The sequence below is a fragment of the Saccharopolyspora sp. NPDC047091 genome, assembly GCF_040643635.1.
In the GTDB taxonomy this organism is placed as follows: Bacteria; Actinomycetota; Actinomycetes; order Mycobacteriales; family Pseudonocardiaceae; genus Saccharopolyspora_C.
Window position 1 is genome coordinate 39,437 of record NZ_JBEYUS010000003.1, and the last position, 23,444, is coordinate 62,880.

The 23,444-nt window shown below is 72.0% G+C and carries 20 protein-coding genes; 8 read left to right on the plus strand and 12 right to left on the minus strand.

Annotated features, from left to right (window positions below; all coding sequences use genetic code 11):
* The first annotated feature begins 123 nt into the window (after positions 1 to 123).
* Complete coding sequence (locus ABZ805_RS02490) at positions 124 to 873, plus strand: FCD domain-containing protein (RefSeq protein ID WP_358433147.1); 750 nt, start codon at positions 124 to 126, stop codon at positions 871 to 873.
* A gap of 9 nt (positions 874 to 882) precedes the next feature.
* On the opposite strand, the gene ABZ805_RS02495 is transcribed toward ABZ805_RS02490, so the two are convergent.
* The 9 genes from ABZ805_RS02495 to ABZ805_RS02535 form a co-directional block, all read right to left on the minus strand.
* Positions 883 to 1,281: an SdpI family protein gene (locus tag ABZ805_RS02495; RefSeq protein WP_358433149.1), complete on the minus strand. Its 399-nt coding sequence runs from the start codon at positions 1,279 to 1,281 to the stop codon at positions 883 to 885.
* Positions 1,282 to 1,351: 70 nt separating this feature from the next.
* Positions 1,352 to 2,242: an ABC transporter permease gene (locus ABZ805_RS02500; protein WP_358433152.1), complete on the minus strand. Its 891-nt coding sequence runs from the start codon at positions 2,240 to 2,242 to the stop codon at positions 1,352 to 1,354.
* 26 nt (positions 2,243 to 2,268) lie between these two features.
* Positions 2,269 to 3,255, minus strand: a complete 987-nt coding sequence (locus tag ABZ805_RS02505) for an ABC transporter ATP-binding protein (RefSeq protein ID WP_358433154.1) — start codon at positions 3,253 to 3,255, stop codon at positions 2,269 to 2,271.
* A gap of 48 nt (positions 3,256 to 3,303) precedes the next feature.
* Complete coding sequence (locus tag ABZ805_RS02510; RefSeq protein ID WP_358433157.1) at positions 3,304 to 4,212, minus strand: Nif11-like leader peptide family natural product precursor; 909 nt, start codon at positions 4,210 to 4,212, stop codon at positions 3,304 to 3,306.
* A gap of 92 nt (positions 4,213 to 4,304) precedes the next feature.
* A complete protein-coding gene (locus tag ABZ805_RS02515; RefSeq protein WP_358433160.1) occupies positions 4,305 to 7,508 on the minus strand; it encodes a type 2 lanthipeptide synthetase LanM family protein in 3,204 nt (1,067 codons plus the stop codon).
* Between the two features lie 73 nt (positions 7,509 to 7,581).
* The gene (locus ABZ805_RS02520) at positions 7,582 to 7,818 is read right to left on the minus strand and encodes a cinnamycin family lantibiotic (RefSeq protein WP_358433162.1); all 237 of its coding nucleotides are present in this window, start codon (positions 7,816 to 7,818) and stop codon (positions 7,582 to 7,584) included.
* A 29-nt stretch (positions 7,819 to 7,847) separates the two neighbouring features.
* Positions 7,848 to 8,219: a DurN family substrate-assisted peptide maturase gene (locus tag ABZ805_RS02525; RefSeq protein WP_358433165.1), complete on the minus strand. Its 372-nt coding sequence runs from the start codon at positions 8,217 to 8,219 to the stop codon at positions 7,848 to 7,850.
* 149 nt (positions 8,220 to 8,368) lie between these two features.
* Entirely contained in the window at positions 8,369 to 9,019 is a 651-nt protein-coding gene (locus tag ABZ805_RS02530) for a response regulator transcription factor (protein WP_358433168.1), read from the minus strand.
* Positions 9,016 to 10,155: a histidine kinase gene (locus tag ABZ805_RS02535; RefSeq protein ID WP_358433171.1), complete on the minus strand. Its 1,140-nt coding sequence runs from the start codon at positions 10,153 to 10,155 to the stop codon at positions 9,016 to 9,018. The genes ABZ805_RS02530 and ABZ805_RS02535 overlap by 4 nt, the downstream gene beginning before the upstream one ends.
* 102 nt (positions 10,156 to 10,257) lie before the next feature.
* Between ABZ805_RS02535 and ABZ805_RS02540 the strand changes: the two genes are divergently transcribed.
* Together ABZ805_RS02540 and ABZ805_RS02545 are read left to right on the plus strand one after the other, a co-directional pair.
* Positions 10,258 to 10,938: a methyltransferase domain-containing protein gene (locus ABZ805_RS02540; RefSeq protein WP_358433174.1), complete on the plus strand. Its 681-nt coding sequence runs from the start codon at positions 10,258 to 10,260 to the stop codon at positions 10,936 to 10,938.
* On the plus strand, positions 10,938 to 11,816 hold the full coding sequence (locus tag ABZ805_RS02545) for a DedA family protein (protein ID WP_358433177.1): 879 nt from the start codon (positions 10,938 to 10,940) through the stop codon (positions 11,814 to 11,816). Before ABZ805_RS02540 ends, ABZ805_RS02545 begins: the two co-directional genes overlap by 1 nt.
* On the opposite strand, the gene ABZ805_RS02550 is transcribed toward ABZ805_RS02545, so the two are convergent.
* On the minus strand, positions 11,801 to 12,586 hold the full coding sequence (locus tag ABZ805_RS02550; protein ID WP_358433179.1) for an AfsR/SARP family transcriptional regulator: 786 nt from the start codon (positions 12,584 to 12,586) through the stop codon (positions 11,801 to 11,803). The genes ABZ805_RS02545 and ABZ805_RS02550 overlap by 16 nt on opposite strands.
* A gap of 671 nt (positions 12,587 to 13,257) precedes the next feature.
* On the opposite strand from ABZ805_RS02550, the gene ABZ805_RS02555 reads away from it, so the two are divergent.
* The 3 genes from ABZ805_RS02555 to ABZ805_RS02565 all read left to right on the plus strand — a co-directional run bounded on the left by ABZ805_RS02555 (position 13,258) and on the right by ABZ805_RS02565 (position 17,110).
* On the plus strand, positions 13,258 to 14,628 hold the full coding sequence (locus ABZ805_RS02555; RefSeq protein WP_358433182.1) for an MFS transporter: 1,371 nt from the start codon (positions 13,258 to 13,260) through the stop codon (positions 14,626 to 14,628).
* A 521-nt stretch (positions 14,629 to 15,149) separates the two neighbouring features.
* Positions 15,150 to 16,340 (plus strand): CoA transferase, encoded by a 1,191-nt coding sequence (locus ABZ805_RS02560; RefSeq protein ID WP_358433185.1) that lies wholly within the window; start codon positions 15,150 to 15,152, stop codon positions 16,338 to 16,340.
* Complete coding sequence (locus ABZ805_RS02565) at positions 16,337 to 17,110, plus strand: enoyl-CoA hydratase/isomerase family protein (RefSeq protein WP_358433187.1); 774 nt, start codon at positions 16,337 to 16,339, stop codon at positions 17,108 to 17,110. Before ABZ805_RS02560 ends, ABZ805_RS02565 begins: the two co-directional genes overlap by 4 nt.
* Before the next feature lie 13 nt (positions 17,111 to 17,123).
* On the opposite strand, the gene ABZ805_RS02570 is transcribed toward ABZ805_RS02565, so the two are convergent.
* Positions 17,124 to 17,897: an IclR family transcriptional regulator gene (locus tag ABZ805_RS02570; RefSeq protein WP_358433190.1), complete on the minus strand. Its 774-nt coding sequence runs from the start codon at positions 17,895 to 17,897 to the stop codon at positions 17,124 to 17,126.
* Positions 17,898 to 17,951: 54 nt separating this feature from the next.
* Complete coding sequence (locus ABZ805_RS02575; RefSeq protein WP_358433193.1) at positions 17,952 to 19,205, minus strand: SLC13 family permease; 1,254 nt, start codon at positions 19,203 to 19,205, stop codon at positions 17,952 to 17,954.
* A 146-nt stretch (positions 19,206 to 19,351) separates the two neighbouring features.
* Between ABZ805_RS02575 and ABZ805_RS02580 the strand changes: the two genes are divergently transcribed.
* The gene (locus ABZ805_RS02580; protein ID WP_358433195.1) at positions 19,352 to 20,518 is read left to right on the plus strand and encodes an aminotransferase class V-fold PLP-dependent enzyme; all 1,167 of its coding nucleotides are present in this window, start codon (positions 19,352 to 19,354) and stop codon (positions 20,516 to 20,518) included.
* Positions 20,518 to 23,385: an FAD-linked oxidase C-terminal domain-containing protein gene (locus ABZ805_RS02585; protein ID WP_358433198.1), complete on the plus strand. Its 2,868-nt coding sequence runs from the start codon at positions 20,518 to 20,520 to the stop codon at positions 23,383 to 23,385. Before ABZ805_RS02580 ends, ABZ805_RS02585 begins: the two co-directional genes overlap by 1 nt.
* Positions 23,386 to 23,444: the final 59 nt, after the last annotated feature.

The window sequence follows — 23,444 nt, forward strand, 5'->3', positions numbered from 1 at the left end:
GGCGGGGTGGCACCGGCGCACGGCTGCCGGGGCGACTGGAAGAAAATAGGTCAGCGCCCACCCCTCCGGCAAGAGTGTTCACTTTGACCACTTTGCGCTTGACGTGCGATTACGCTGTGCATCATGTCCAGATCTGACCCGGACGAACCGGTCGGCGCCGACTCGGCGCTGTCCTCGGCGGCGCTGTCCGGAATTCGCAGGTTGTCGGCGGTGGACACGGTGCGCGCTCGGATCTCCCTCGCCGTCGACCTCGGTCTGCTCGCGCCGGGGGAGTGGCTGCCGGGCAACGCCGCGATCGCCACCGCCCTCGACGTGTCCCAGATCACCGTGCGGCGGGCGCTGGTCGCGCTGGGCCGGGACGGCGTGCTGGAGCGGCGGCCGGGCCGCGGCGGCGGCACCCGCGTGGTGGCGGAACCGGCCCGCAGCGCGGTGCGCGAAACCGACGCGTACCGGGCCGCCGCCGACGAGGTCCACCGGCTGGTGGACCAGCGGCTGGTGCTGGAGTGCGGGCTCGCGCACCTGGCGGCCCGCGCCGCGGACGCGGACCGGATCGCCGAGCTGCACGAGCTCACCGAGCGGATGGAGCGGGCCGCGGACTGGGCGGAGTTCCACCGGCTCGACGAGGTCTTCCACCGCACCGTCGCCGCCGCCACCGGCGTCCCGTCCGCCGCCGCGGACTACGAACCGGTGCTGCGCGACCTGTACCGCTACTACCTGCCTTACCCGATGGAGCAGCTGCGCGAGTCGAACCGCGATCACCGCGAGCTGGTGGCCGCCCTGTGCGCCCGGGACCCCGCGGCCGCCGCCGACATCGCGCACCGCCACGTCACCGACCTGCACCAGGCCATGTTCGTCGGCCTGGACGCGCCGTGACCCCGGCGCTCAGGGGCGCGGGGCTCGGCCGCCGTCGGCCGCGCGGGCGGCCCGGTTCGCTACCACCGCGCCGTGCAGCGCGAACACGAGCAGCAGCACCAGGCCCAGAGTCGGCACCGCCAGCGCCACCGGTAGCGGGACGACGCCCAGCACTTGCGCGGCCGTGGCCGCCGCGGTGAGCACCCCGGCGGCGTAGCCGGTGCGCGCGGCCTGCAGCATCCGCGGTTCCGCGGCCCGGTGCCCCGCCGCCCACGCGGCGTCCGAGGCTTGCGTCGCCCGCGTCCGGATGCCCACGAAGTTGTTGCGGCGCAACGTTCCGCGCGCGCTCAGCCGCTGAACCAGGTGCATCGCCCAACCGGTGAACGCGAGCGTCGCGGCGTACAGGATCAGTGCGACGGTGTCCGACACGGCGGTCCCCCACTCGACATCGCTCGTCGCCCACTCCAGCAGGCGGCGGACGCCGAGGTCAACCTGCCGATCACCCGGTGCGGGCGAAGCGGCGGCTGATTGCGGCCAGCGCCAGCACCGAGAAGGCGAGCACCACGGCGATCTCCACCCACGGCGGGAGTTCCCACCCGCCCCACTCCACCGGCGCGAAGATCGTCGAGGACTGCTCCTGCCCGAGCCGCCCGAGCACGGCGTGCCGCATCGCGTCCACCGCGTAGGTCAGCGGGTTCACCACCGTCAGCGCCACCATCCAGCCGGGCATCGCGCTGATCGGGAACATCATCCCGGACAGGAACACCAGCGGCGTGATCAGCACGGACAGCACCGTGTTGAACGTCTGCACCCGCTTGATCACCACCGCCACCCCGGCGGCGAGCACCGTCAGCGACAGCGCGGCGATCGCGATCTCGACGAGGAGCACCGCGAACAGACCCGGGTCGTACGGCACCCCGACCAGTCCCGCGGTGAGCAGCACGATCCCGCTCTGCGCGGTCGCCACCGTCGCGCCGCCGAGGCACTTGCCGAGCAGCAGCGTGCCGCGGAACACCGGCGCCGCCAGCATCTCCCGCAGGAACCCGGTCTGCCGGTCCCACACGATCGACGCCCCCACCGAGATGGCGGGTGCCTGCGCGGCCATCACCAGCACGCCGGGGAACAGGAACAGCAGGTAGTCCGCCGCGGCCCGCGGCCCGCCGGCCCCGCCCGCCAGCAGCCGGGACAGGCCGATGCCGAGCACGTACAGGAACAGGAACGGCGGCAGCAGCGACACCGCGACCCGGGTGCGGTCCCGCAGGAAGTGCAGCAGCTCCCGCCGCCACACCATGCAGCCGGCCCGCCACTCCTGCGCGAACCTGCCGCGTCGACCGATGTCGTCTTCGGACGGTCGGGTCGCTGCGGCCCGGGGCGGTGCGGTGCTGGTCACGCGGACTCCTCGACGGCCGTGGGGGATCAGGGCGCGGGCACGGGCTCATCTCGGATGGCTCGGCCGGTGTAGTGCAGGAACACCTCGTCCAGGCTCGGGCGGGTCACGGTCACCTCGAAGATCGGCACGTCCAGCCCGGAGCAGAGCACCGGCACGAACCGAGCCCCGTCGGCGACCTGCACCTGCACCCGGCCGTCCGCGGTGGTGGCCGCCAGGTCGAAGCGCTCGCGCAGCACCCGCACCGCCGCGGCGTCGTCTCCGGTGCGCAGCGCGATGCGGTCCGCGCCGACCACGGACTTCAGCTCCGCCGGGGTGCCCTGCGCGACGATCCGGCCCGCGTCGATGATCGCGAGCCGGTCGCACCGCTCCGCTTCGTCGAGGTAGTGCGTGGTGAGGAAGACCGTGGTCGCCTCCTGCTCGGCGATCCGGTGCAGGTAGGTCCAGATCTCGGCGCGGGTCTGCGGGTCGAGGCCCACGGTCGGCTCGTCCAGGAACAGCACGCTCGGCCGGTGCAGCAGGCCGCGCGCGATCTCCAGCCTGCGCCGCATCCCGCCGGAGAACGTGGCGACCCGGTCCCCGCGGCGCTCCAGCAACCCGACCAGGTCGAGCATCGCGTCGACGCGTTCGGCCACCAGCGCCCGGGGCATCGCGTACAGGTCGGCGTGGAATCCCAGGTTCTCCGCGGTGGTCAGGTCCGGGTCGAGCGTCGACTCCTGGAACACCAGACCGAGCCTGCGGCGCACCTGGTGCGCGTCCCGCACCACGTCGTACCCGGCGATCTCGATGCGTCCCGAATCGGGCTGCGCCAAGGTGCACATCATCGCGATCGTGGTGGACTTGCCCGCGCCGTTCGGCCCGAGGAAGCCGAACATCTCGCCGCGGGCCACGGTGATGTCCACGCCGCGCACGGCGGGCGTCCCGCGGTAGGACTTGTGCACGTCGCGGGCCACGATCGCGGGAGCGTCCGCGGGATGCGGAGGCCGCTGCTCGTCGCCTCGCCGGAGTCGTCGCACGGGTGCTCCTCGCTGGTCTCGAACGGCCGGGGGCGCTCGGTGCTCCCGTCACGCTGCGCGCACGCCTTCCAGGCGGTCCTGCCACCCTTCGGGGACCACGAAGCCGAAGCTCCACCGGTGCCGTTCGGTCGGGTTCACGATGCAGTGCCAGAACAGCTTCGCGGGATCCTGCTCGGCCTTGAAGAACCGCACGATCCTGCGGCGCTCCGGCAGCGTGACGATCTCGCCGGTGCCCGGGTTCTGGTAGCGGAAGAAGGACGTCCCGCCGCTCTCGGGGAAGTCGTCGTCGAGGTCCACCACGTACATCCGCCAGCCCGGCTGGTTCTCGTTGGTGTGCCAGAGCCGGTAGCTGTTCGGCGGATACCACATCGAGCCGGACAACCGGATCTCGTCGCCGAACACGCCCTCCAGCAACCGGATCGCCCGCGTCTTGGCGGCGAAGTACGCGGGGTAGCCGGGATGGTCGATGTGCTCGTCCAGGTTCACCAGGTGGAAGTCCCGCCGCGCGCCGCCGCCCGCCGGGTCCTGCCAGTGCGCGGCCATCATCCGCCGGTTCCACTCCTGGAACTCGGGATCGGACGGGGACTTCGAGGTGGAGTCCAGGTCGTCGGCGCGGAACCGGGCGTGGAACTCGGCCATGTCCAGCGGCGGCCGCACCTTCAGCAGCGGCAGCTCGTCGATCAGCGGTGCGAGTTCCGGCACGTCCGCCAGGTCGTACTCGTGGTGGTAGAAGGCCGTTTCCCGTGGTGTCACGGGCTCTTCGGCGGCCACCTCGGGGCCGCTCTCCGCGCCGAGCTCCGCCGAGCCCGCGGCCATCTCCTGCGCGGTGAACTCGAAGCCGTGCCTGCCGCCGAGCGCGATCACCTCCTTCATCCCGGTGACGGCCTTGAGCTGCTGGGCGAGTTCCGGCTGCTGCCTGGTCGCGTGCAGGAAGCTCTTGCAGGCTTCGACGGTCATGGCGGGCTCCTTCGTCCGTTGCGGGTGGCGGGCCGGTGCCCGCCGGGGCGCTGGGATGCCGGATTCGAGGTGGGAGGGGTTCGGGAAGCGGCTCAGGGCCGCGGTGGCGGCGGGTCGAGCATGAGCACCGACGGAATCCGATCCGGGTGCGCGATGCGCAGGAAGTGCATGCCGTAGCCGGAGATCCCCAGCATCAGCCCGGGGAAGAAGTCGGCGCTCTGCTCACCGAGCCCGTGCTCGGCATCGTCCAGCGAGCGCCACATCTCGCGCACCTGCACGTTCGCCTCCAACCGGAACGCGGGGTCGGCGCGCAGCAGCGCGTACCGCAGCAGCAGCTCCGAGTTGCCGGAGGTGCCGTGGCACAGCGTGTGGTTCTTCAGCCGGGGGAAGTTCCGCACGGTCGCGCCCAGCGCGTACCGGGATTCCCGCAGCAGCTCCTCGTCGTCCTCGCCCAGCAGGGCCCAGGCGGCGATGCGGCTGAGCCCGATCCCGGCGGCCCCGTTGCACCACGCGTTGGAGAAGTGGTGGCCGTTCTTGGCGACCTGGCCGGTGTCGTAGCGCAGGTCGTACCAGTCCTGCTCGCCGGTGTCGAAGTGCCGCGCCTCGTAGGCGAAGGCGCGCCGGCCCGCGACGACGTAGTCCTCCCGGCCGGTGCGGGTGCCCAGCAGGACCAGGGCCCAGCCGATGCCCGCCGCGCCGTGCGCGAAGCCGGTCATGTCGTCGCGCGCGTGCTCCGGGGTGTTGGACGGCCAGCTGAGCGCGTCGCCCCGGTCGCGGGCGCTGCTCAGCAGGTGGGCCGCGCAGTGGTGCGCCAAGGTCAGCGCCTCGTCCCCGAGCAGCGGTTCCAGCTGGAGCAGCACCGGGATCATCCCGGCTGCGCCGTGCAGCACGTCCAGGTGGGTGTCGGCGTCGATGAGCCCGGGCAGGCCGTCGCACAGCTCCACGGCCCGGTCCACCAGCTCCTGCTCGCCCCACAGCCGGTGCAGGTGGGCGAGCAGGTAGAGCCGGCCGCCGATGTCGGCGAACGCGCCGGTGCGCTGCGGCGGGGTGCCGGTGGCGTGCTCCAGCGCGCGGCGCGCGGCCTGCCGGAACTCGGGGCGCGGCACCAGGTCGTCCAGGTAGGCGAGGAACAGCGCCACGCCCGCGGTGCCGGTGTACAGGTCGGCGTCGATGTCCACGGATTCGAGCACGCCGTCGACCCGGCCGAACGACTTCCACGGCGCGGCGGCACCGGGTTCCAGCATCATCGAGCACAACCGCTCGCCGACCCGCACCGCGTAGTCCAGCGCGGTGGCGACGAACGCGGGGCTGCTGATCTCGTCGTGCGACAGGCTGGCCGCGATGTAGCGGGCCTGCCGCGCGCGGTCCTGCGCGGTGAGGCCGCGGATCCGGTTCGCGGCGCCGTCCAGCGGGGACCGCTTCAGGGTGGTCGGCAGCCGTTCGGCGTGGTCGTGCACCAGGTGGACGTCGCTCACCCCGACGGTGAAGATCGGCACGTCCAGCCGCCACATCGACGCCGTCTCCCTGGTCGAGAGCACCGCGGTCCGGTCCCAGTCCCGGGGGAAGGTGCGCACCGTGTTCAGCAGCAGGTCGACCTCGATCGGGTCGGCCAGGCACTTCGGGTGCCGCGCGGACGCCAGCAGCTGCGCGTAGATCTGCGTGCTCCAGTTCAGGAACCGCGCGGAGGCGCCGTCGAACGCCGCCGACAGCAGCGCGACCGCCTCGTCCGCGTTGTGCTCCAGCCATTCGTGCACCCGGTCGAAACCGTCCATGATGGACTCCAGGTGGTCCTGCGGGTGGACGAGCTCGCCGTGCAGGAACACCCGGTTGGTGGCGTCCAGCTCGACCCGGACGCCCGAGCGGTTCCGCACCGTCGCTGCGAAGTTGAGCCGTTCACCGGTGATCACCGGGATCGGCATCGGGATCTCGTAGCTCTCCCCGCCGGTGTAGCCGCTCAGCCGCATCTGCTCCGGCCCGTCCGCGGATTCGGCGCGCGGCCACTCCAGCAGGCCCGTCTTGAACACCGAGTCCTGCACCGTTCCGCTGCCCCCGCGGCCCAGCGGCGACGCGTCGAACACGGTCTCGCCGTCGCACACGTACGCGTGCCCGTCCGCGACGATGATGTTCTCGAAGTGCAGGTCGCTGCCGCCGAGCACGTAGAACAGCGCCAGGTAGCCGCCGAGCTCCCGGTACACGTGCGCGGCCGCCTCGGCGCTGCCGGTCTCGTTGCGGCCGCCGGGGATCGCCGCCTCGTACCCGTAGCCGTCGCGCACCAGCACGGGGCGCGCGGCGAAACCCACCACGTCCCGTTCGCGCAGCCGGTCCAGCACCACCTGCACGCCCGCCTCCGAGCGCAGGCAGCGCGGCTTGTAGTAGACCGTCCCGGTCTCGCCGTCGTCGAGCTCGACGGTCACCACCGCCACGCTGCGCCCGCCCGCGTGGTAGTCCCCGTTGCCGAGCCGCAGCGAGCGGAACTCGGCGATGGTCCGGCCGAACAGCTCCGCCCCGAGCTGCGCGGCGTCCGCCGCCAGGTTGCGCAGCAGCTCGGTCCCGTAGTCGGTGACCAGCTCGGTCAGGTGGGCCAGCCAGCGCCCCAGGACCGGGTATTCCAGGAAGAACGCGTGGTACGTGGCGGCATCGGAGAAGGTCGCGTCCAAGTAGGCGAGGTAGTCGGCCTCGCCCGCCCGCTCCCGGTCGAGCCCGCGCCGTGCCCGGTGCAGGTTCGCCTCGGCCTCCACCACCCAGGCCAGCGCCAGCGAGAAGCGGCCGTGCAGGTGGCGTTGCAGGTCGTCGACCAGGTTCGGCCCGATCGACTCCGGCAGCTCGGCCCGCACCTTCTCCAGCCTGCGCCCCAGTTCCACCAGGAACGGTTCGCAGGCGGTGGCCAGTTCGCCGTAGTAGACCCCGGTGTCCCGCCAGGTCGCCCGCGGGTCGGAGTGCGCCGGATCCCAGCCGAGCACCGCGTCGCGGTAGGTCGGCAACCAGGCGGCGTGCAGCTCCTCCAGCAGTTCGGGCAGCCCCGGACCGGTCGGGTCCAGTTCGACGGCTCGGAAGGCGGTGAGCGCCGCGGCGAGCTCCTCGGCGGTGTGCTCGGTCGGTTGCGCCCGGTTCTCGGCCTCCTGCGCGAACTTCCCCGCGAGCCGCCCCGCGACCCGGTCCAGCCGCCACCGCTCGACCGGATCGGGCGGTGCCGCCGCCGGCGGCCGTCCGGAGTCGCGCAGCGCGGTGACGACGCGCAGCCGCTCGTCCAAGTTGCTCGCGCGGGCCGCCAGATCGAGTGCTCGGTCGGTCTGCATCAACACCTGTCCCCGGTCGGTGGTGGGCGAGGAAACGCGGCGAGCCCGGAGGCTCACCGCGTCGATGCTCAGCTCACTTGGTCGAGCCGTCGCACGCGAACGTGAACGGGCCGGCGCTGCAGGTGCTGGCGCAGGCGACGACCTCGTTGGCCGCGATCCCCTTCGTCCAGAAGTCCAGGGAGTCCTGGTCGACGGCCTCGACCGCGTCGGGCAGGTCACCCGGCTCCACGCCGAAGGCGGCGGGGTCCGCGATGAGCGCGGAGCGGAACTCGGCGTCGATGACGGCTTGGCGAAGAATGGTGTCGGACATGATCTCCTCCTGAGTGCTGTTCTCTCGGATCATTCGGACTGCTCGGTGGGCAGCCGGGCCGCCAGCGCGAACCCCAGCTGCGCCTCCGCGTTCTTCAACTCCACGAGCGCTCGGCTCATGTTGTCGTTCTCGTTCTGCCAGGCGACGACCTCCTTCTCCTGCTCGGGTAGTCCCTCCGGCGACCACAGCGACTCCAGCCACTTGTGCGTCGTGAAGGGGTGCAGGTCGGTGACCGGCGTGAGCCGGGTCAGGGTAGGCTCCTCGTTCAGCGCGAGCGCGAGTTCCAGCACCTCGCGCAGCTTGCCGTCCGGCGGCAGCAGCGAGCAGAGGACCACGAGTTCCTGGATTCGCCGGATCACGTCCACGTCCGGGTAGATGACCGGAACATCCGAGTGCTGCATCGACCGCTCCCAATCCGTCGGAGGCCCAACGGGACCCGACGCTAGGGGGCGGCGGTTTCAGTCCGCCTTCAAAGCTGTTTCACCGCAGGAGAACGGCCGTCGCGGCGGTGCGGAATCCGTGCCGCGACGTCGAATCCGAGCCGAGCGGGTCAGCCCGCCCGGTCGGCGACCCAGGCGCACAGCGCGGCCTGCACCCGGTTTCCCACGTCGAGCGCGGCGAGGATGCGGCTCACGTGCGCCTTCACGGTGCTCTCCCGCATGCCCAGCGCGGTCGCGATCTCGGCGTTGCCGTCGCCCGCCGCCAGCCGGCGCAGCACGTCCCGCTCGCGCGGGGTGAGCCGCTCGATCTTCGAGCGCGCCGAGGTGGAATCCGGCCCGGTGCCCCGGTGGTAGTGGTCGACGAGCCTGCGCGCCGCCGCCGGGTGCAGCATCGCCTGCCCGCTCGCGACGACCTGCACGGCGCGCACGATCTCGGCGGGTTCGCTGTCCTTGAGCAGGAACCCGGCGGCACCGGCGGCGAGCGAGCCGTACACGTACTCGTCGAGGTCGAAGGTGGTCAGCGTGACCACCTGCGGCGGGTCCGGCAGCGCGCGCAGCCGCTCGGTCGCTTGGATGCCGTCCAGCTTCGGCATCCGCACGTCCATCAGCACCACGTCCACCCGGCGCGCCGCGGCCTGCTCGACCGCCGCCAGCCCGTCCGCGGCCTGCCCGGCCACGGTGATGCCCGGCGCGTCGGTGAGGATGTCGGCGAGCGCCAGGCGGACGAGCGTGTCGTCGTCCACGATCAGCGTGCGGATCATGCTGCTCCCGAGGAGTGGGCGGGGGCCGGGATGCGCGCCGACAGCCGCCAGCCGCCGGTGCCCGAAGGACCGTGCTCCAGGGTGCCGTGCAGCGCCTCGACCCGTTCGGCCAGCCCCACCAGGCCGTAGCCGCTCGGCGCGTCGCGCTCCACCGGTGCGCCCACCTCGTTCTTCACGTCCACAGTGGACTCCGGTGGTCCGTGCCGGACCCGGACGCGCACGGCCGAACCCGGCGCGTGCTTGCGTGCGTTGGTCAGCGCCTCCTGCACCAGCCGGTAGATCGCCAGCCGGTGGCTGAACGGCAGCGCCGCGGCATCGCCGGACACCTCCGCGTCCACCTGCTGACCGGCGGCCCGCGCCTCCGCGAACAGCGCCTCCAGATCGCGCATCCGACGCGGCTCCGGAACACCGCCCCCGTCCGGGGAGCGCAACCCCGCCAGCACGTCCCGCAGGTCCCGCAACGCCTCCGTCGACGTCGCCCGCAGCAGGTCGATGCGGTCCGCGACCTGCGGGGGCAGCTCGTCCGAATGCCGTTGCAGCGCGCCGGTGTGCAGCGCGAGCACGCTCAACGAGTGCGCCAGCGAGTCGTGCAGCTCCGCCGCGACCCGGCCGCGCTCGGTCAGCCGCGCCTGCTCGGCGCGCAGCTCCCGCTCCACCCGCAGGTGGTCGACCTGCGCGGCCAGGCTCGCCACCAGCCGGCGTTGGCCGCCCGCCCACATGCCCAGTGCCACCACCGCCACCAGCAGCAGCAGCGGGCCGTACACCCGGGTGCCCCACAACGACTGCTGCGGCTGCAACAGGTTCCCGCCCATCGCCGCGGCCGCGCACACCGCCGCCACCACCAGCCTGCCGCGCTTCGCGCAGGAGTACAGCACCACCAGCAGCGGCAGCACCGTGCCCAGCGTCGCGGCCACCAGCACCGCGGGCACCGCCGCGACCGAGAGGTTCCGCCCGCGCCACGCCAGGGCGAGCCCCGCCAGCAGCACCGCCCCGACCTGCGGGCTCAGCAGCACGCCCCCGGCCCGGACGTACGCCTCCTGCGCGGACAGCAGCGAGACCGCGACGAGCACCGCCGCCTCGGCCCACCACCGCGCACGGGGTGGTGCCACCGCCACCGGGTTCCGCTTCGTCGCCACGAGGGACGAGCATAGGCAGCGGAAACCCCCTACTTTCGTACCGGATCTCCGTGGCCGACAGACCGATGGTGGCCGCCGATCCCGCCAGTAGCGTGCATCGACGTGGACCCAGTGCAGACCAGCGGCAGCACGCCGCCCGGACGGTTCGCCTTCTCCCGCGAGGCGTTCCGCAGCTTCCGCGTCACCGGGGCGATCGCGCCCAGCAGCCGACGGCTCGCGGCCCGCCTCGCCGACCCGCTGCTGCCACCGCAGCACCGGCCGCCCACCCGGGTGCTCGAAGTGGGCGCGGGCAGCGGGGTGGTGACGCGGGAGCTCGCCGACCGGATCGGGCCCGCCGACCGGCTGGACGTCGTCGAGGTCAACCCGCACTACGTGCGGATGCTCGACACCGCGCTGCGCACCGAGTTCGCGCTCTCCGCGGTCGCCGACCGGATCGCGCTGCACGAGGTCTCGGTGCTGGACGCGCCGCTGGAACCGCGCTACGACGTGGTCGTCTCCGGGCTGCCGTTCACCAACTTCGAACCCGAGGAGGTGCGGGCGCTGCTGGACCGGCACCTCGAACTGCTGGTGCCCGGCGGGCACCTCACCTTCTTCGGCTACCTGGGCACGCAGCGGGCCCGGACCCTGGTGAGCGGCCGGGAGGAGTCCCGGCGGCACCGGGCCGCGATGGCGGTGGAGCGCGAGTTCGTCGAGCGCTGCGGCGTCGGCCGTTCCACCGTGTGGTGGAACCTGCCGCCCGCGCACGTCTGGCACCTGCGCGCCCCCGCCGCGGAGGACCGCTGATGCCGTCACCGGCCGACTGGCTGTCGCACCTGCCGCCGCTCGCCGCGTACTGCCTGCTCGCCGGACTGGTGTTCACCGAGGGCATCCTGGTGATCAGCCCGTTCGTGCCCACGCTGGGGCCGCTGCTCGTGGCCGGCGCGCTCGTCTACGCGGGGACGCTGGAACCGTGGGCGGTGGTGCTGGCCGCCTCGGTCGGCGCGGTGTGCGGGGACGCCCTCGGCTACTGGACCGGCTACCACCTCGGTCCCCGGCTGCGGGAGACCCGGTTCGCGCGTCGCGTCCCGCGCGCGTGGGACCGGGCGAGCGACCTGTTCCGCCGCAGCGGCGGGCCCGCGCTGGTGCCGTGCCGGTTCGTCCCGCTGGTGCGCTCGGTGGCCCCGCACCTGATCGGCGCGTCGGGGCTGTCCTACCGCCGGATGGCGCCGTGGAGCGCGCTGGCCGGGGTGGTCTGGGCCTGCGGTGAGGGCAGCGTGGGCTACCTGGCGGGCGCCTCGTACTCGCGCCTGGCCGGGGCGTTCGGGGCGATCCCGGCCGTGGCGGTGCTGGTGCTGGTGGTGCTGGGCTTCGTGTACTGGCGGCGGCGCGGCTCGGTGGAATCGAGCCGGTCGGCCGATGCGGCGGACTCCGCGGGGCCGGGTGGCGCGGACCCGGATGGCGCGGAGCGGTCGAGCGGTGCGGCGTGCCGGGAGGAGCCGGGGCGACGCCCCGCTCACCGGGACGCCGCCCGCCTCGACGGTGCTCGCCTCGACCCCGGCCGTGCTGACGTGGGCCGTGCTGACGTGGGCCGTTCCGAGGCGGACCGTTCCACTGCGGGCCGTTCCGACGTCGAGCGTTCCGACCTGGGCCGCTGCGGCCCGGGCAGCTACGACGCGGTGTGAAGTGGTGGAACGCGGTCGTCGCGCAGGATGGCCAGGTGCAGGTCGCGCAGTTGCGGCCCGGGCTCGACGCCGAGCCCTTCGCGGATGTGCGAGGTCAGCTCGGCGTAGGCCAGCAGCGCCTCCACCTTCCGGCCGCAGCGGTACAGCGCGAGCAGCAGCTGCTGCCAGAACCGCTCGTGGAAGGGGTGCGCGGAGGTCAGCGCGCGCAGCTCGCCGACGAGTTCGCGGTGGTGGCCCAGCTCCAGTTCGAGCTCGCCGCGCCGTTCCAGCGCTTCGATGCGCAGCTGGTGCATCCCGGGCACCACGTCGCGGTGCAGCGAGTCGGAGGCGACGTCCGGTAGCGCGCGCTCGCCGCGCCACAGCGACAGCGCCTCGCCGAGGGCCGCGGATTCGCGGGGCAGGTCCGCGGCGGCGCCCGCGGCCCGCGCTCGTCCCAGCAGGTCGGTGAAGCGGGCGAAGTCGAGCGTCTCGGCCGAGGCGTGCACGGAGTACCCGGCGTTGGAAGTGCGGATGAGCCCCGGTGCGTCCGGCAGGTCCGCGAGGGAGTGCCGGAGCCTGGTCAGGCAGGTGTGCAGTGCGCGGCGCGGTCGACAGGGTGGTCGGGCTCCCCAGATCCGGTCCACGAGTTCGTCCACGCACACCACCTGGCCGAACTTGACGAGGAGTGCGGCGAGCAGGATGCGCTGCTTGGCGCCGGGGATGTCCAGGCAGCGGCCGCCGTATCCGACGGAGAGCGGCCCGAGCACGTGGAACGACAGCGGTTGCTTCACGGTGGAGCCCCCAGTTGTGCGGTGGTGGTCCGGGAGTGCGGGCCGGACCGGCGGTGCGCGGTCGGATCCGGGTTCGACCGGTGGTCGGTGCGACGGCGATTTCCCCTCATCGCGGCCACGATTCCCGAGTTCGTCGGCGGCGCGGTCGAGCGGCCGGACTCAGGAGTTGATTTCCACTTTTTAGCACCGATCTTGGAGGCCGAGCAATGCTGCGTACGGGGCGTACGAAAGTAGGTGATCGTCCCCGGATCGGGGTTCTCGATCGCTAGATCGGTGGAACTGCACGCGCAATTTCTCACTATTAGTGACAAGTTTCGAACCGAAGTTCGGAGACGTCGATCACGAAATGGTCGATCACTGTGCGTACATCCCGCTCGGCCGAACGGCGACCGCTATGTGAACTTAGGTTTGAATGTCCAAGTCGCCAGGTGGCGGCGAGTAAAGTGCAAATCGGACTATTCGAACGAATGCGCGGATGAATTTCAAGGGACGGATTTCGGTTGACCCGTTCGGGGCACTAAGGTGTCTCCCCAAGGTCGAAAAAGAGTTGTCGAGCAGGAGCCTCGACGAGTCGCCCCGGGGGTGGGCGACGAGAATGGATAAGAGGGGTGTTCTCTTTGTCAGGGGCAAGCTCGTCCAACGCGGAATCGGACGACTTCTCGGTAGAGGACGTGACGGTCACTGAACCGGGTGTCATTCGCCGGGCGGTCGGTGCGGCCGCGATCGGCAACGTCACGGAGTGGTTCGACTTCGGCGTCTACTCCTACCTCGCCGTGAAGATCGAGAGCGTGTTCTTCGCCGGCCTCTCGCCGACGATGGGCACCATCGCCACGCTCGGCACCTTCGCCGCGGCGTTCCTGGTGCGGCCCTTCGGTGGGCTGTTCTTCGGGCCGCTCGGCGACCGGATCGGCAGGCAGAAGGTCCTGTCGCTGACCGTCATCATGATGGCGATCAGCACGTTCATCATCGGCATCCTGCCCGACTACCACGCCATCGGCGTCGCGGCGCCGATGCTGTTGTTGCTGGCCAGGCTGCTGCAGGGCTTCTCCACCGGTGGTGAGTACGGCGGCGCGATGGCCTTCATCGCGGAGTACGCGCCGGACCGCAAGCGCGGTTTCCTGTGCAGCTTCCTGGAGTTCGGCACGCTGACCGGCTACGCGCTGGGTGCCAGCTTCGCCACCGGTCTGGAGCTGCTGCTCAGCGAAGAGGACCTGCTGGCCTGGGGCTGGCGCATCCCGTTCCTGATCGCCGGTCCGATCGGCGGCATCGGGCTGTACCTCCGGATGAAGCTGGAGGAGACCCCGGCGTTCGCGAAGATCGCCGCGGAGTCCGAGGGGCGCGAGGGTAACCAGACGCTGGCGGAGTTCCGCAAGATCTTCGTCAACCACTGGCCGGCGATGCTGGTCTGCGGTGGCATCGTGCTGGTCTTCAACGTCACCAACTACGTGCTGACCAGCTACATGCCCACCTACCTCACGCAGACGCTGCCCGACAACGGGCACGCGGGCACCTCGTCCACGATGTCCGAGGTGCTGCAGATCATCGTGCTGCTGGTGTCGATGGTGCTGATCACGTTCATCGGACGGCTCAGCGACAAGATCGGGCGCAAGCCGATCATGTACACCGGCTGCGTGCTGCTAGTGGTGCTGGCCATCCCGTCGATCATGCTGCTGAAGGCGGGCGGCACGGTCGCAACGTTCAGCGGCCTGATGCTGATGGGGTTGATGCTGCTGTGCTTCAACTCCACCTCGCCGTCGGTGCTGCCCGCGCTGTTCCCGACCGACATCCGCTACGGCGGGCTGTCGATCGCGTTCAACATCTCGGTGTCGCTGTTCGGCGGCACGACCGCGACGGTGATCGCGGCGCTGATCGCGCTCACCGGGAACCTGGACGTCCCCGCCTACTACCTGATGGGTGCGGGCGTGATCGGTGCGGTCGCGATCTACTTCGCGAAGGAGTCCGCGGGCAAGCGGCTGCCCGGCTCGCCGCCGACCGCCGTGGACCACGAGGAGGCCAAGGTGCTGGTCGGCGCCAAGGACTGACTCCGGGCGCGGCCCGAGTGCCGACTCCGGACGCAGCCCAAGTGCTGACTCCGGACACAGCAGAGCCCCGTTGCCGTGCCTGGCAGCGGGGCTCTGCTGTGTTCGCGGATGCGGTTTCAGCGCGGGGTGGCCCGCAGGACCGAGCGGGTCCACGCGGTGATCGCCCCGGCGATGGCGAACAGTCCGACGGCTTCGACCGAGAGTGCGACGACGATGTGGCTCATCCGAGTCTCCTGTGACAACGCGACGTGATTCATGTCCGGGGGAACGTCGCTGGAGGCTGATCAAGGCTCCAACCGGCCTCTCGTTGCCACTGCTCGACCTTCTCCCGCCCGGTGAATCGCCACACCCGGGCTGTGTATTTCAGGTGGGCCGGAAGTCGATATGTGATCTAAGGCACATGGGGTCACGTGCTCTCACCTGGGGTTCTGCCGAACCTTGACCGCGACTTCGCGTGGCTCGTACGGTTATGCCGTCACAGACAGGTCGTGCCGCACAACGGCACAGATCGGCGGGCAACGATGACGTTCGCGCTGGAGAACCTGACCGTGCTCGACCTGACCCAGGTCATGGCCGGGCCCTACTGCTGCCAACTGCTCGGCGACCTCGGCGCCGACGTGATCAAGGTCGAACCGCTCGGCGGCGACGCCACCCGCCAGGCCACCGGGCACCGGCTGCCCCGCGGCACCAGCGCGGCCTTCCTCGCGGTGAACCGGAACAAGCGCAGCATCGCGCTCGACCTCAAGACGGCCGCGGGGCTCGACGCCTTCTACCGGCTGGTGCGCGACGCCGACGTCGTGGTGGAGAGCTTCCGGCCCGGCGTCGCCGCCCGGCTCGGCGTCGACCACCCGGCGCTGCGCGAGCACAACGAGCGGATCATCCACGCCTCGCTGTCCGGCTTCGGCCAGACCGGGCCGTACGCGCGGCGCCCCGGCTACGACCTCATCGCCCAGGCCATGAGCGGAATCATGAGCGTCACCGGCGAACCCGGCGGGCCACCCACCAAGTCCGGGGTGCCCGTCGCCGACCTGTCCGCCGGGTTGTTCTGCGCCGTCGGCATCCTCAGCGCCTGCCTGTCCCGGGCCACCACCGGACTCGGCCAGGCGGTGGACGCCTCGCTGTACGACGCGGCCCTCGCCCTGTCCGTCTGGGAGACCGCCGAGCTGTGGGCCACCGGCAAGGCCCCCGGCAGGCTCGGCTCCGCGCACCGGGTCAACGCGCCCTACGAAGCGCTGCCCACCCGCGACGGGCACCTCACCATCGGCGCCAACAACGAACGGTTGTGGCTGCGGCTGTGCGAAGTGCTCGACCGGCCGGACCTGCCCGCCGACGCGCGGTTCGCCACCAACACCGACCGGGTCCGGCACCGCGCCGCCCTCGCCGCCGAACTCACCGCGACCTTGCGCGGCCGGGACACGGACGAGTGGATCGAGCTGCTGCTCGACGCCGGAGTGCCCGCCGGGCCCATCCGGGACTACGCCGAGTCCTGCACCGACCCGCACACGCTCGCCCGCGAGATGGTCGTCGAACTCGACCACCCCGACGAAGGCCCGATCCGCTCGCTCGGCATCCCGGTGAAGCTCAGCGGCACCCCCGGGCGGATCCGCACCGCCGCGCCAGGGCTCGGCGAGCACACCGACGAACTGCTGCGCGCCACCGGCCGCACCGACGAGGAGATCCGCGCCCTGCGCGCCGAAGGAGCCGTCGCATGAGCGGGCGGGTGCGCATCGACGTCGACGGCGCCGTCGCGACCGCCACCTTCGACCGGCCCGAAGCCCGCAACGCGCTCACCTGGCGGATGTACGACGAACTCGCCGAGTTCTGCGCGCGCGTCGCCGCCGAACCCGACGTGCGGGTCGCCGTGCTGCGCGGCGCCGGGGGAGAGGCGTTCGTCGCGGGAACCGACATCGCCCAGTTCCGCGAGTTCGACGGCGCCGCCGCCGGGCACGACTACGAGCGGCGGGTGGAAGCCGTGCTGGACGCGGTGGAGCGCATCCCGGTGCCGACGATCGCCGTCGTCGACGGGTACGCCACCGGCGGCGGGCTCACCATCGCCGCGGCCTGCGACCTGCGGATCTGCTCGGAGCGGGCGAAGTTCGGGCTGCCCATCGCGCGGACCGTCGGCAACTGCCTGTCGATGCGCAACTACGCGCTGCTGGTGTCGCTGATCGGCGCCGGCCGGACGATGCACCTGATCTGCACCGCGGGCTTCCTCGACGCCGCGGCCGCCGAACGCGCCGGGCTCGCCTCCGAAGTGCTTCCCGGGCCCGAAGTGGACGATCGGGTCGCCGAACTGTGCGGGCGGATCGCCGGGCACGCGCCGCTGACCATGCGCGCGAGCAAGGAAGCCGTGCGCAGGCTGCGCGAGCACGCGTTGCCGCCCGGGGACGACCTGGTGGAATCCTGCTACGGCAGCGCCGACTTCCAGGAGGGCGTGCGCGCGTTCACCGAGAAGCGCCGGCCGCAGTGGCTCGGCCGGTGATGCCGGGATGGGCTCAGCCGGGCAGCACCGCGGGCCGGTGGCCCAGCGTCGCGCTCACCCGGGCGGCGGCTTCCGCGACCAGCGCGCCGTAGCGCTCCCGCAGCTCCGGGGTGATGCGGTCGGCCGGGGCGGAGATCGACAGGCCTGCCACCGGCTCCCCGGTGTCGTCGAAGATCGGCGCGGCGACGGCGGAGATGTCGGCCCGCCACTCGCCGGTGTTCGCGGCGTAGCCGAGCTCGGCGACGCGGTCGAGCTCCGCGAAGAACTCCGCCCAGTCCACGATCGTGTTGTCGGTGTAGCGCACCAGTTCCTCGCCGAGGATGGGGCGCACCGCCTCCCGCGGCATCGCCGCCAGCATCGCCTTCCCGTTCGAGGAACCGTGCAGCGGCACCCTGCTGCCCAGCGGCACCACCGCGCGGATCGGGTGCTCGGTCTCGATCCGCTCGATGAGCACCGCGTGATCGCCCTCCCGGACCATCAGGTGCGCCGTCTCGCCGGTCTCCCGGCGCAGCTCGTGCATGACGGCGGTCGCCGCGTCCCGCACGCCGATGTCGGCGATGGCGCGCTGACCGACCTGGAAGGCGCGGGTGGTGAGCACCCAGCGGGTGACGTCGGCGCCGTCCGGGCAGATCCAGCCCGCCGTCCACATCGTCCGCAGCGCCCGCTGCACGGTGCTCTTCGGCATCCGCAACCGGCGGGCGAGGTCGCCGACCCCGGCGGGCTGGGTGTGCGCGACCTCTTCGAGCACCCGGAAAGCGGAGAGCACGGTGCGCATTCCTTCGCTCATCCCGAAATCCTAGCCGGTCCGCCCCGCCGCTCCGGTGCTCACCGCGCCCGCCGATCACAGCACGCCGGGCAGCACGAACAGTGCGCAGGACACCACCGGGCCGACCGCGATCATGCTCAGCCCCCAGATCATCAGCCGCCGGAACACGGTGTCGCGCAGCTCCGCCGGAGCGCCCGCCACGACCAGCGCGCCGCTGGTGGAGAACGGCGAGGAGTCCACGACGGACGAGGACACCGTCAACGCGATGATCATTCCGATGGCGCCGACCTGACCGGTGAGCAGGAACGGCACCGCCAGCGGGATCAGCGCCCCGAGGATGCCGGTGGTGGAGGCGAACGCGGACACCGCGGCCCCGATCAGGCAGATCACGAAGGCCGCCAGCAGCGGGGCACCGATCCCGGCCACGCCTGCGCCGAGGAACTCGATGGTGCCGACCCGTTCCATCATGCTCACGTACGTCACCACGCCGCAGATCAACAGCACCGTCGGCCAGGCGACCTCGGCGACCGACGACTTCGCGGTGCCCGGGTGCAGCACGCACAGCACGGTGGCGATGCTCAGCGCCAGCAATCCCACGTCGAATTCGAGGGCGAGGGCGCCGACCGCGAGGAACAGCAATCCGGTGAGCGTGAGCACGCGCTGGGAGTCGAGCTGAAGATCGGTCTCGCTGGTCTCGGATTCGGATTCAGGATCGATTTTCCTGCCGAGCAGTTCACGTCCGCCGAACAGGAAGAACACCACCACGCTCAACATCAGGTTGAACCCGAATTGGCTCGCCCACAGCAGCGGTGGATTTCCGGGCAGGCCGCTGCGCTCGACGACGCCGTTGGTGATTCCGCCGAAGATGCTGATCGGCGAGAACCCGCCCGCGGTGGCGCCGTTGATGATGAGCAGCCCCATCAGCATCGGGTTGATCCGGTAGCGGGCGGCGAAGTTCAGCCCGATCGGAGCCATGATCGCCACCGCACCGGGCACCACCGCGCCGACCATCGTCAGCAGGCTCGTGACCAGGAACATCACCCACGGGACGAGGGCGATCCGGCCGCGCACGGCGCGGACTCCGGCGTGGATCAGCCAGTCGACGGTGCCGTTCGCCTTGGCGATGGCGAACAGCATGGTGACCCCGACGAGCACCGCGAACAGGTCGCCGGGGAATCCGCCGAACAGCTCGTCAGCGCTGTCGCCGACCAGGAAAGTGCCGATGAGGAATGTTCCGAGGAAAGCCACTGCTCCCATGTTCACCGAGCGCAGCGTGGCGAGGAGGAATATGAGGACGAGCCCGATGATGGACCAGATCTGTACGGACATGGTGCTCCTGAATTCGAGGCGGTCGTCGGCTCGGGAAGGGAGCTGAATTCATTTCCGTGAAGCGAGATCAACGTCTCGTGCCGGGAGAGTATGACCCCGCGCACATTTGACGGTCAAGAGTTCTGAATAGACCAGGGGAGAATCCGATGGCGCAGCCGATCGGCAGGCACTTCCTGCACGTTCCCGGCCCGACGAACGTTCCGGATCGCATTCTGCGGGCCATGTCCGCACCCACCATCGACCACCGCGGACCCGAGTTCGCCGCCCTCGCCGCCGAGGTGCTGGCGGGGTTGCGGCCGCTGTTCGGCACCACCGGCCCGGTGGTGGTCCACCCGTCCTCGGGCACCGGGGCGTGGGAGGCGGCGCTGGTGAACACGCTCAGCCCCGGCGACCGGGTGCTCGCCTTCGAGACCGGGCACTTCGCCGCGCTGTGGCGGGAGATGGCGGAGAAGCTCGGCCTGCGCGTCGACTTCGTCCCGGGCGACTGGCGGCGCGGCATCGACCCGGAGGTGGTGCGGGAGCGGCTGGCCGCCGACCCGGACGGCGAGATCCGCGCGGTGTGCGCCGTGCACAACGAGACCTCCACCGGCGTGACCAGCCGCATCGCCGAGGTGCGGCGGGCGCTCGACGCGGTGGGGCATCCGGCGCTGCTGCTGGTGGACGCGATCTCCTCGCTGGGTTCGGTGGACTACCGGCAGGACGAGTGGGGCGTGGACGTGACGATCGCCTGCTCGCAGAAGGGGTTGATGCTGCCGCCGGGGCTCGGCTTCAACGCGATCAGCGCGAAGGCGTTGCGCGCCACCGAATCCGCGGGGCTGCCGCGGTCCTACTGGGACTGGCGGCCGCAGCTGGCGGCGAACGAGCGCGGGTTCTTCCCGAGCACTCCGGCGACGAACCTGCTCTACGGCCTCCGCGAAGCGCTGGCGCTGCTCGACGAGGAGGGCTTGCCCGCGGTGTACCGGCGGCACCTGCGGCACGCCGCGGCGACGCGGGCGGCGGTGCGCGGCTGGGGGCTGGAGGTGCTGTGCCTGGACGAGCGGGAGCACTCCCCGGCGCTGACCGCGGTGCTGCTGCCGGACGGGTTCGACGCGGACGGGTTCCGGCGGGTGGTGCTGGAGCGGTGCAACACCTCGCTGGGCGCGGGCCTGGGCAGGCTCGCGGGGCGGGTGTTCCGCATCGGCCACCTCGGGCACCTCAACGACGCGGGGCTGGCCGGGGCGTTGTCCGCGGTGCAGCTGGGTTTGGCGGCGGCGGGCGTCCCGTTCGACGAGCGCGGCATCACCGCCGCGCTGGCGGCGCTGGGGGAGGCGTGATGGGCGACCTGGAGCGGCGGCTGAAGGCGGACGTGGCCGGGGAGGTGGAGTTCGACGACTACACCCGGCACCTGTTCTCCCGCGACGCCAGCATGTACTCGATCACCCCGCTGGGCGTGGTGTTCCCGCGCGAGGCGGCCGACGTGTCCGCGGTGGTGGCGGCCGCCGCCGAGCACGGCGTGCCGGTGGTGCCGCGCGGCGCGGGCACCAGCCTCGCCGGGCAGACCGTGGGGCCGGGCATCGTGCTCGACTTCTCCCGACACCTGCACCGCATCGTGGAGCTGGACCCGGAGGCGCGGGTCGCGCGGGTGCAGCCGGGCGTGGTGCAGGACCAGCTGAACCGGGCCGCGGCCCCGCACGGGCTGATGTTCGGGCCGGACACCTCGACCAGCAACCGCGCCACGCTCGGCGGCATGATCGGCAACAACTCGGCGGGCAGCGGTTCGGTGCGGCACGGCATGACGATCGACCACGTGCGGGAGCTGTCGGTGGTGCTCTCGGACGCCTCCACCGCCCGGTTCGGCCCGGTCGACGAGGCGGAGCGGCTGCGGCGCGCGGCGGGTTCCGGGCTGGCGGCGCGGCTGCACCGGGAGCTGCCGGACATCGTCGCGGACGGGGCGATCACCAGCGGTTTCCCCGAGTTCTGGCGCCGCGCCGGCGGCTACCGGCTGGACCGGCTGGCCGCCCCGGGCCCGTTCGACCTCGCCGAGTTCGTGGTGGGTTCGGAGGGCACGCTGGTGATCGCCACCGAGGCGGTGGTGGGGCTGGTGCCGAAACCGCGGCGCACGGTGATCGCCGTCGGCCACTTCACCTCCACGCAGGCCGCGATCGCCGCCACCGGCGACGCGCTGTCCTGCGACCCGTCCGGGGTGGAGCTGATGGACCGCACGATCCTGGACCTGTCCCGGCAGCGCATCGAGTACGCCTCGCTGGGCACCATCCTCGACGGCGATCCGGACGCGCTGCTGTTCGTCAGCTTCACCGGCGACGACGAGGACGAGCTGGTGGCGAGGCTGCGGCGGCTCAGCGCGCGGTGGCGCAGGCACGGGCACGGCTACCACACGCTGGAGGCGGTCACCCCGGCCCAGCAGGAGTCGCTGCTGAAGGTCCGCAAGTCCAGCCTGGGCCTGCTGATGGCCGCGGGCGAGGGCACCCGGCGGCCGCTGGCGTTCGTGGAGGACACCGCCGTCGCGCCCGAGCACCTGCCGGAGTACACCGCGAAGTTCGCGAAGATCCTCGACCGGCACGGCCTCACCGCCGGGTTCTACGGGCACTGCTCGGTGGGCTGCCTGCACATCCGGCCGTTCGTGGACCTCGCCGAACCCGGCCAGGTGGCGACGATGCGCGCGGTCGCCGAAGAGGTGAAGTCGCTGGTCGCCGAGTACGGCGGGGTGAACTCCAGCGAGCACGGCGACGGCCTGGCCCGCAGCGAGTTCAACCGCGAGCTGTTCGGCGAGGACCTGTACGCGGCGATGTGCCGGGTGAAGCACTTGTTCGACCCGGCGGGCACCCTCAACCCCGGCAAGATCGTCGAGGCGCCGCCGATGACCGAGCACCTGCGCGACGCCGAGCAACCGGTACCGGGCCCGTTCCGCACCCGGCTGTCCTTCGAGGTCGTCGGCGGGATGCGCGGCGCCGCGGACCGGTGCATGAACATCGGGTTGTGCCGGAAGAGCACCACCGGCGTGATGTGCCCGTCCTACATGGCCACCACCCGCGAGCAGGACGCCACCCGCGGCCGGGCGAACGCCCTGGTGAAGGCGCTGTCCGAACCCGATCCGAAGGCGGCGCTGGGCGACGAGCGGCTGCACGAGGTGCTCGACCTGTGCCTGATGTGCAAGGCGTGCAAGAGCGAGTGCCCGCTGGGCGTGGACATGGCCAAGCTCAAGAACGAGACCTTGTCGCACCACCACGACCTGCACGGGGTGCCGCTGCGCTCGCGGGTGTTCGGCTCGATCCGGGCGTTGAACCGGCTGGGTGCGGCGACGGCACCGCTGTCGAACCTGCCGGGCCGGATCCCGCTGCTGCGCAGGCTGGCGCGGCGCGCGCTGGGCATCACCGAGCACCGGCCGCTGCCGCGGTTCCACCGCCACCACCTCGCCTCCTGGTTCCGCGGCCGGGGTGCGGCGGGTCCGGCGCCGCGCGGGCCGGTGCTGTTCCTGGCGGATTCGTTCACCACGTTCACCGAGCCGGGCATCGGCCGGGCGGCGGTGGAGCTGCTGGAGCGCGCGGGCTACGAGGTGCACCTGGTCTCGGAGGGCTGCTGCGGGCGGTCCAGCCTGTCGAAGGGATTGGTGGACGACGCGAAGGCGAAGGCCCGCGATCTCGTCGCCCGGCTGTCCACTTCGGACGCGCCGATCGTCGGGTGCGAACCGTCCTGCGTGCTGACGCTGCGGGACGAGTCGCTGTCGCTGCTGCCGGACGATCCGGCCGCGCGGGCCGTCGCCGGCCGGGTGCGGCAGCTGGAGGAACTGCTGTCGGAGGCGATCGACGCGGGCGACCTGGTGCTCTCCGCCGACACCTGGCCCGCGGGCCGCCGGATGCTGTTCCACGGCCACTGCCACCAGAAGGCCGAGGTCGGCACCGCCGCCACCGTCGGACTGCTGCGCCGCATCCCCGGGGCGGAGGTGGTGGAGCTCGACGCCGGGTGCTGCGGCATGGCGGGCTCGTTCGGCTTCGAGGCCGAGCACTACGAGCTGTCCATGGCGGTCGGCGCCGACCGGCTGTTCCCCGCGGTGCGCGCCGAACCGGACACCACGCTCATCGCCGCCACCGGGGTGTCCTGCCGCCAGCAGATCGCCCACGGCACCCCGCGCGCCGCGCACCACCCGCTGGAACTCGTCCGCGCGGCGATCACCGGCGGCTAGGCTGTTCGAGTGATCGACCGGCGTTCCCGGCCATCGGGAAGATGCGCCTGCGACGCTGG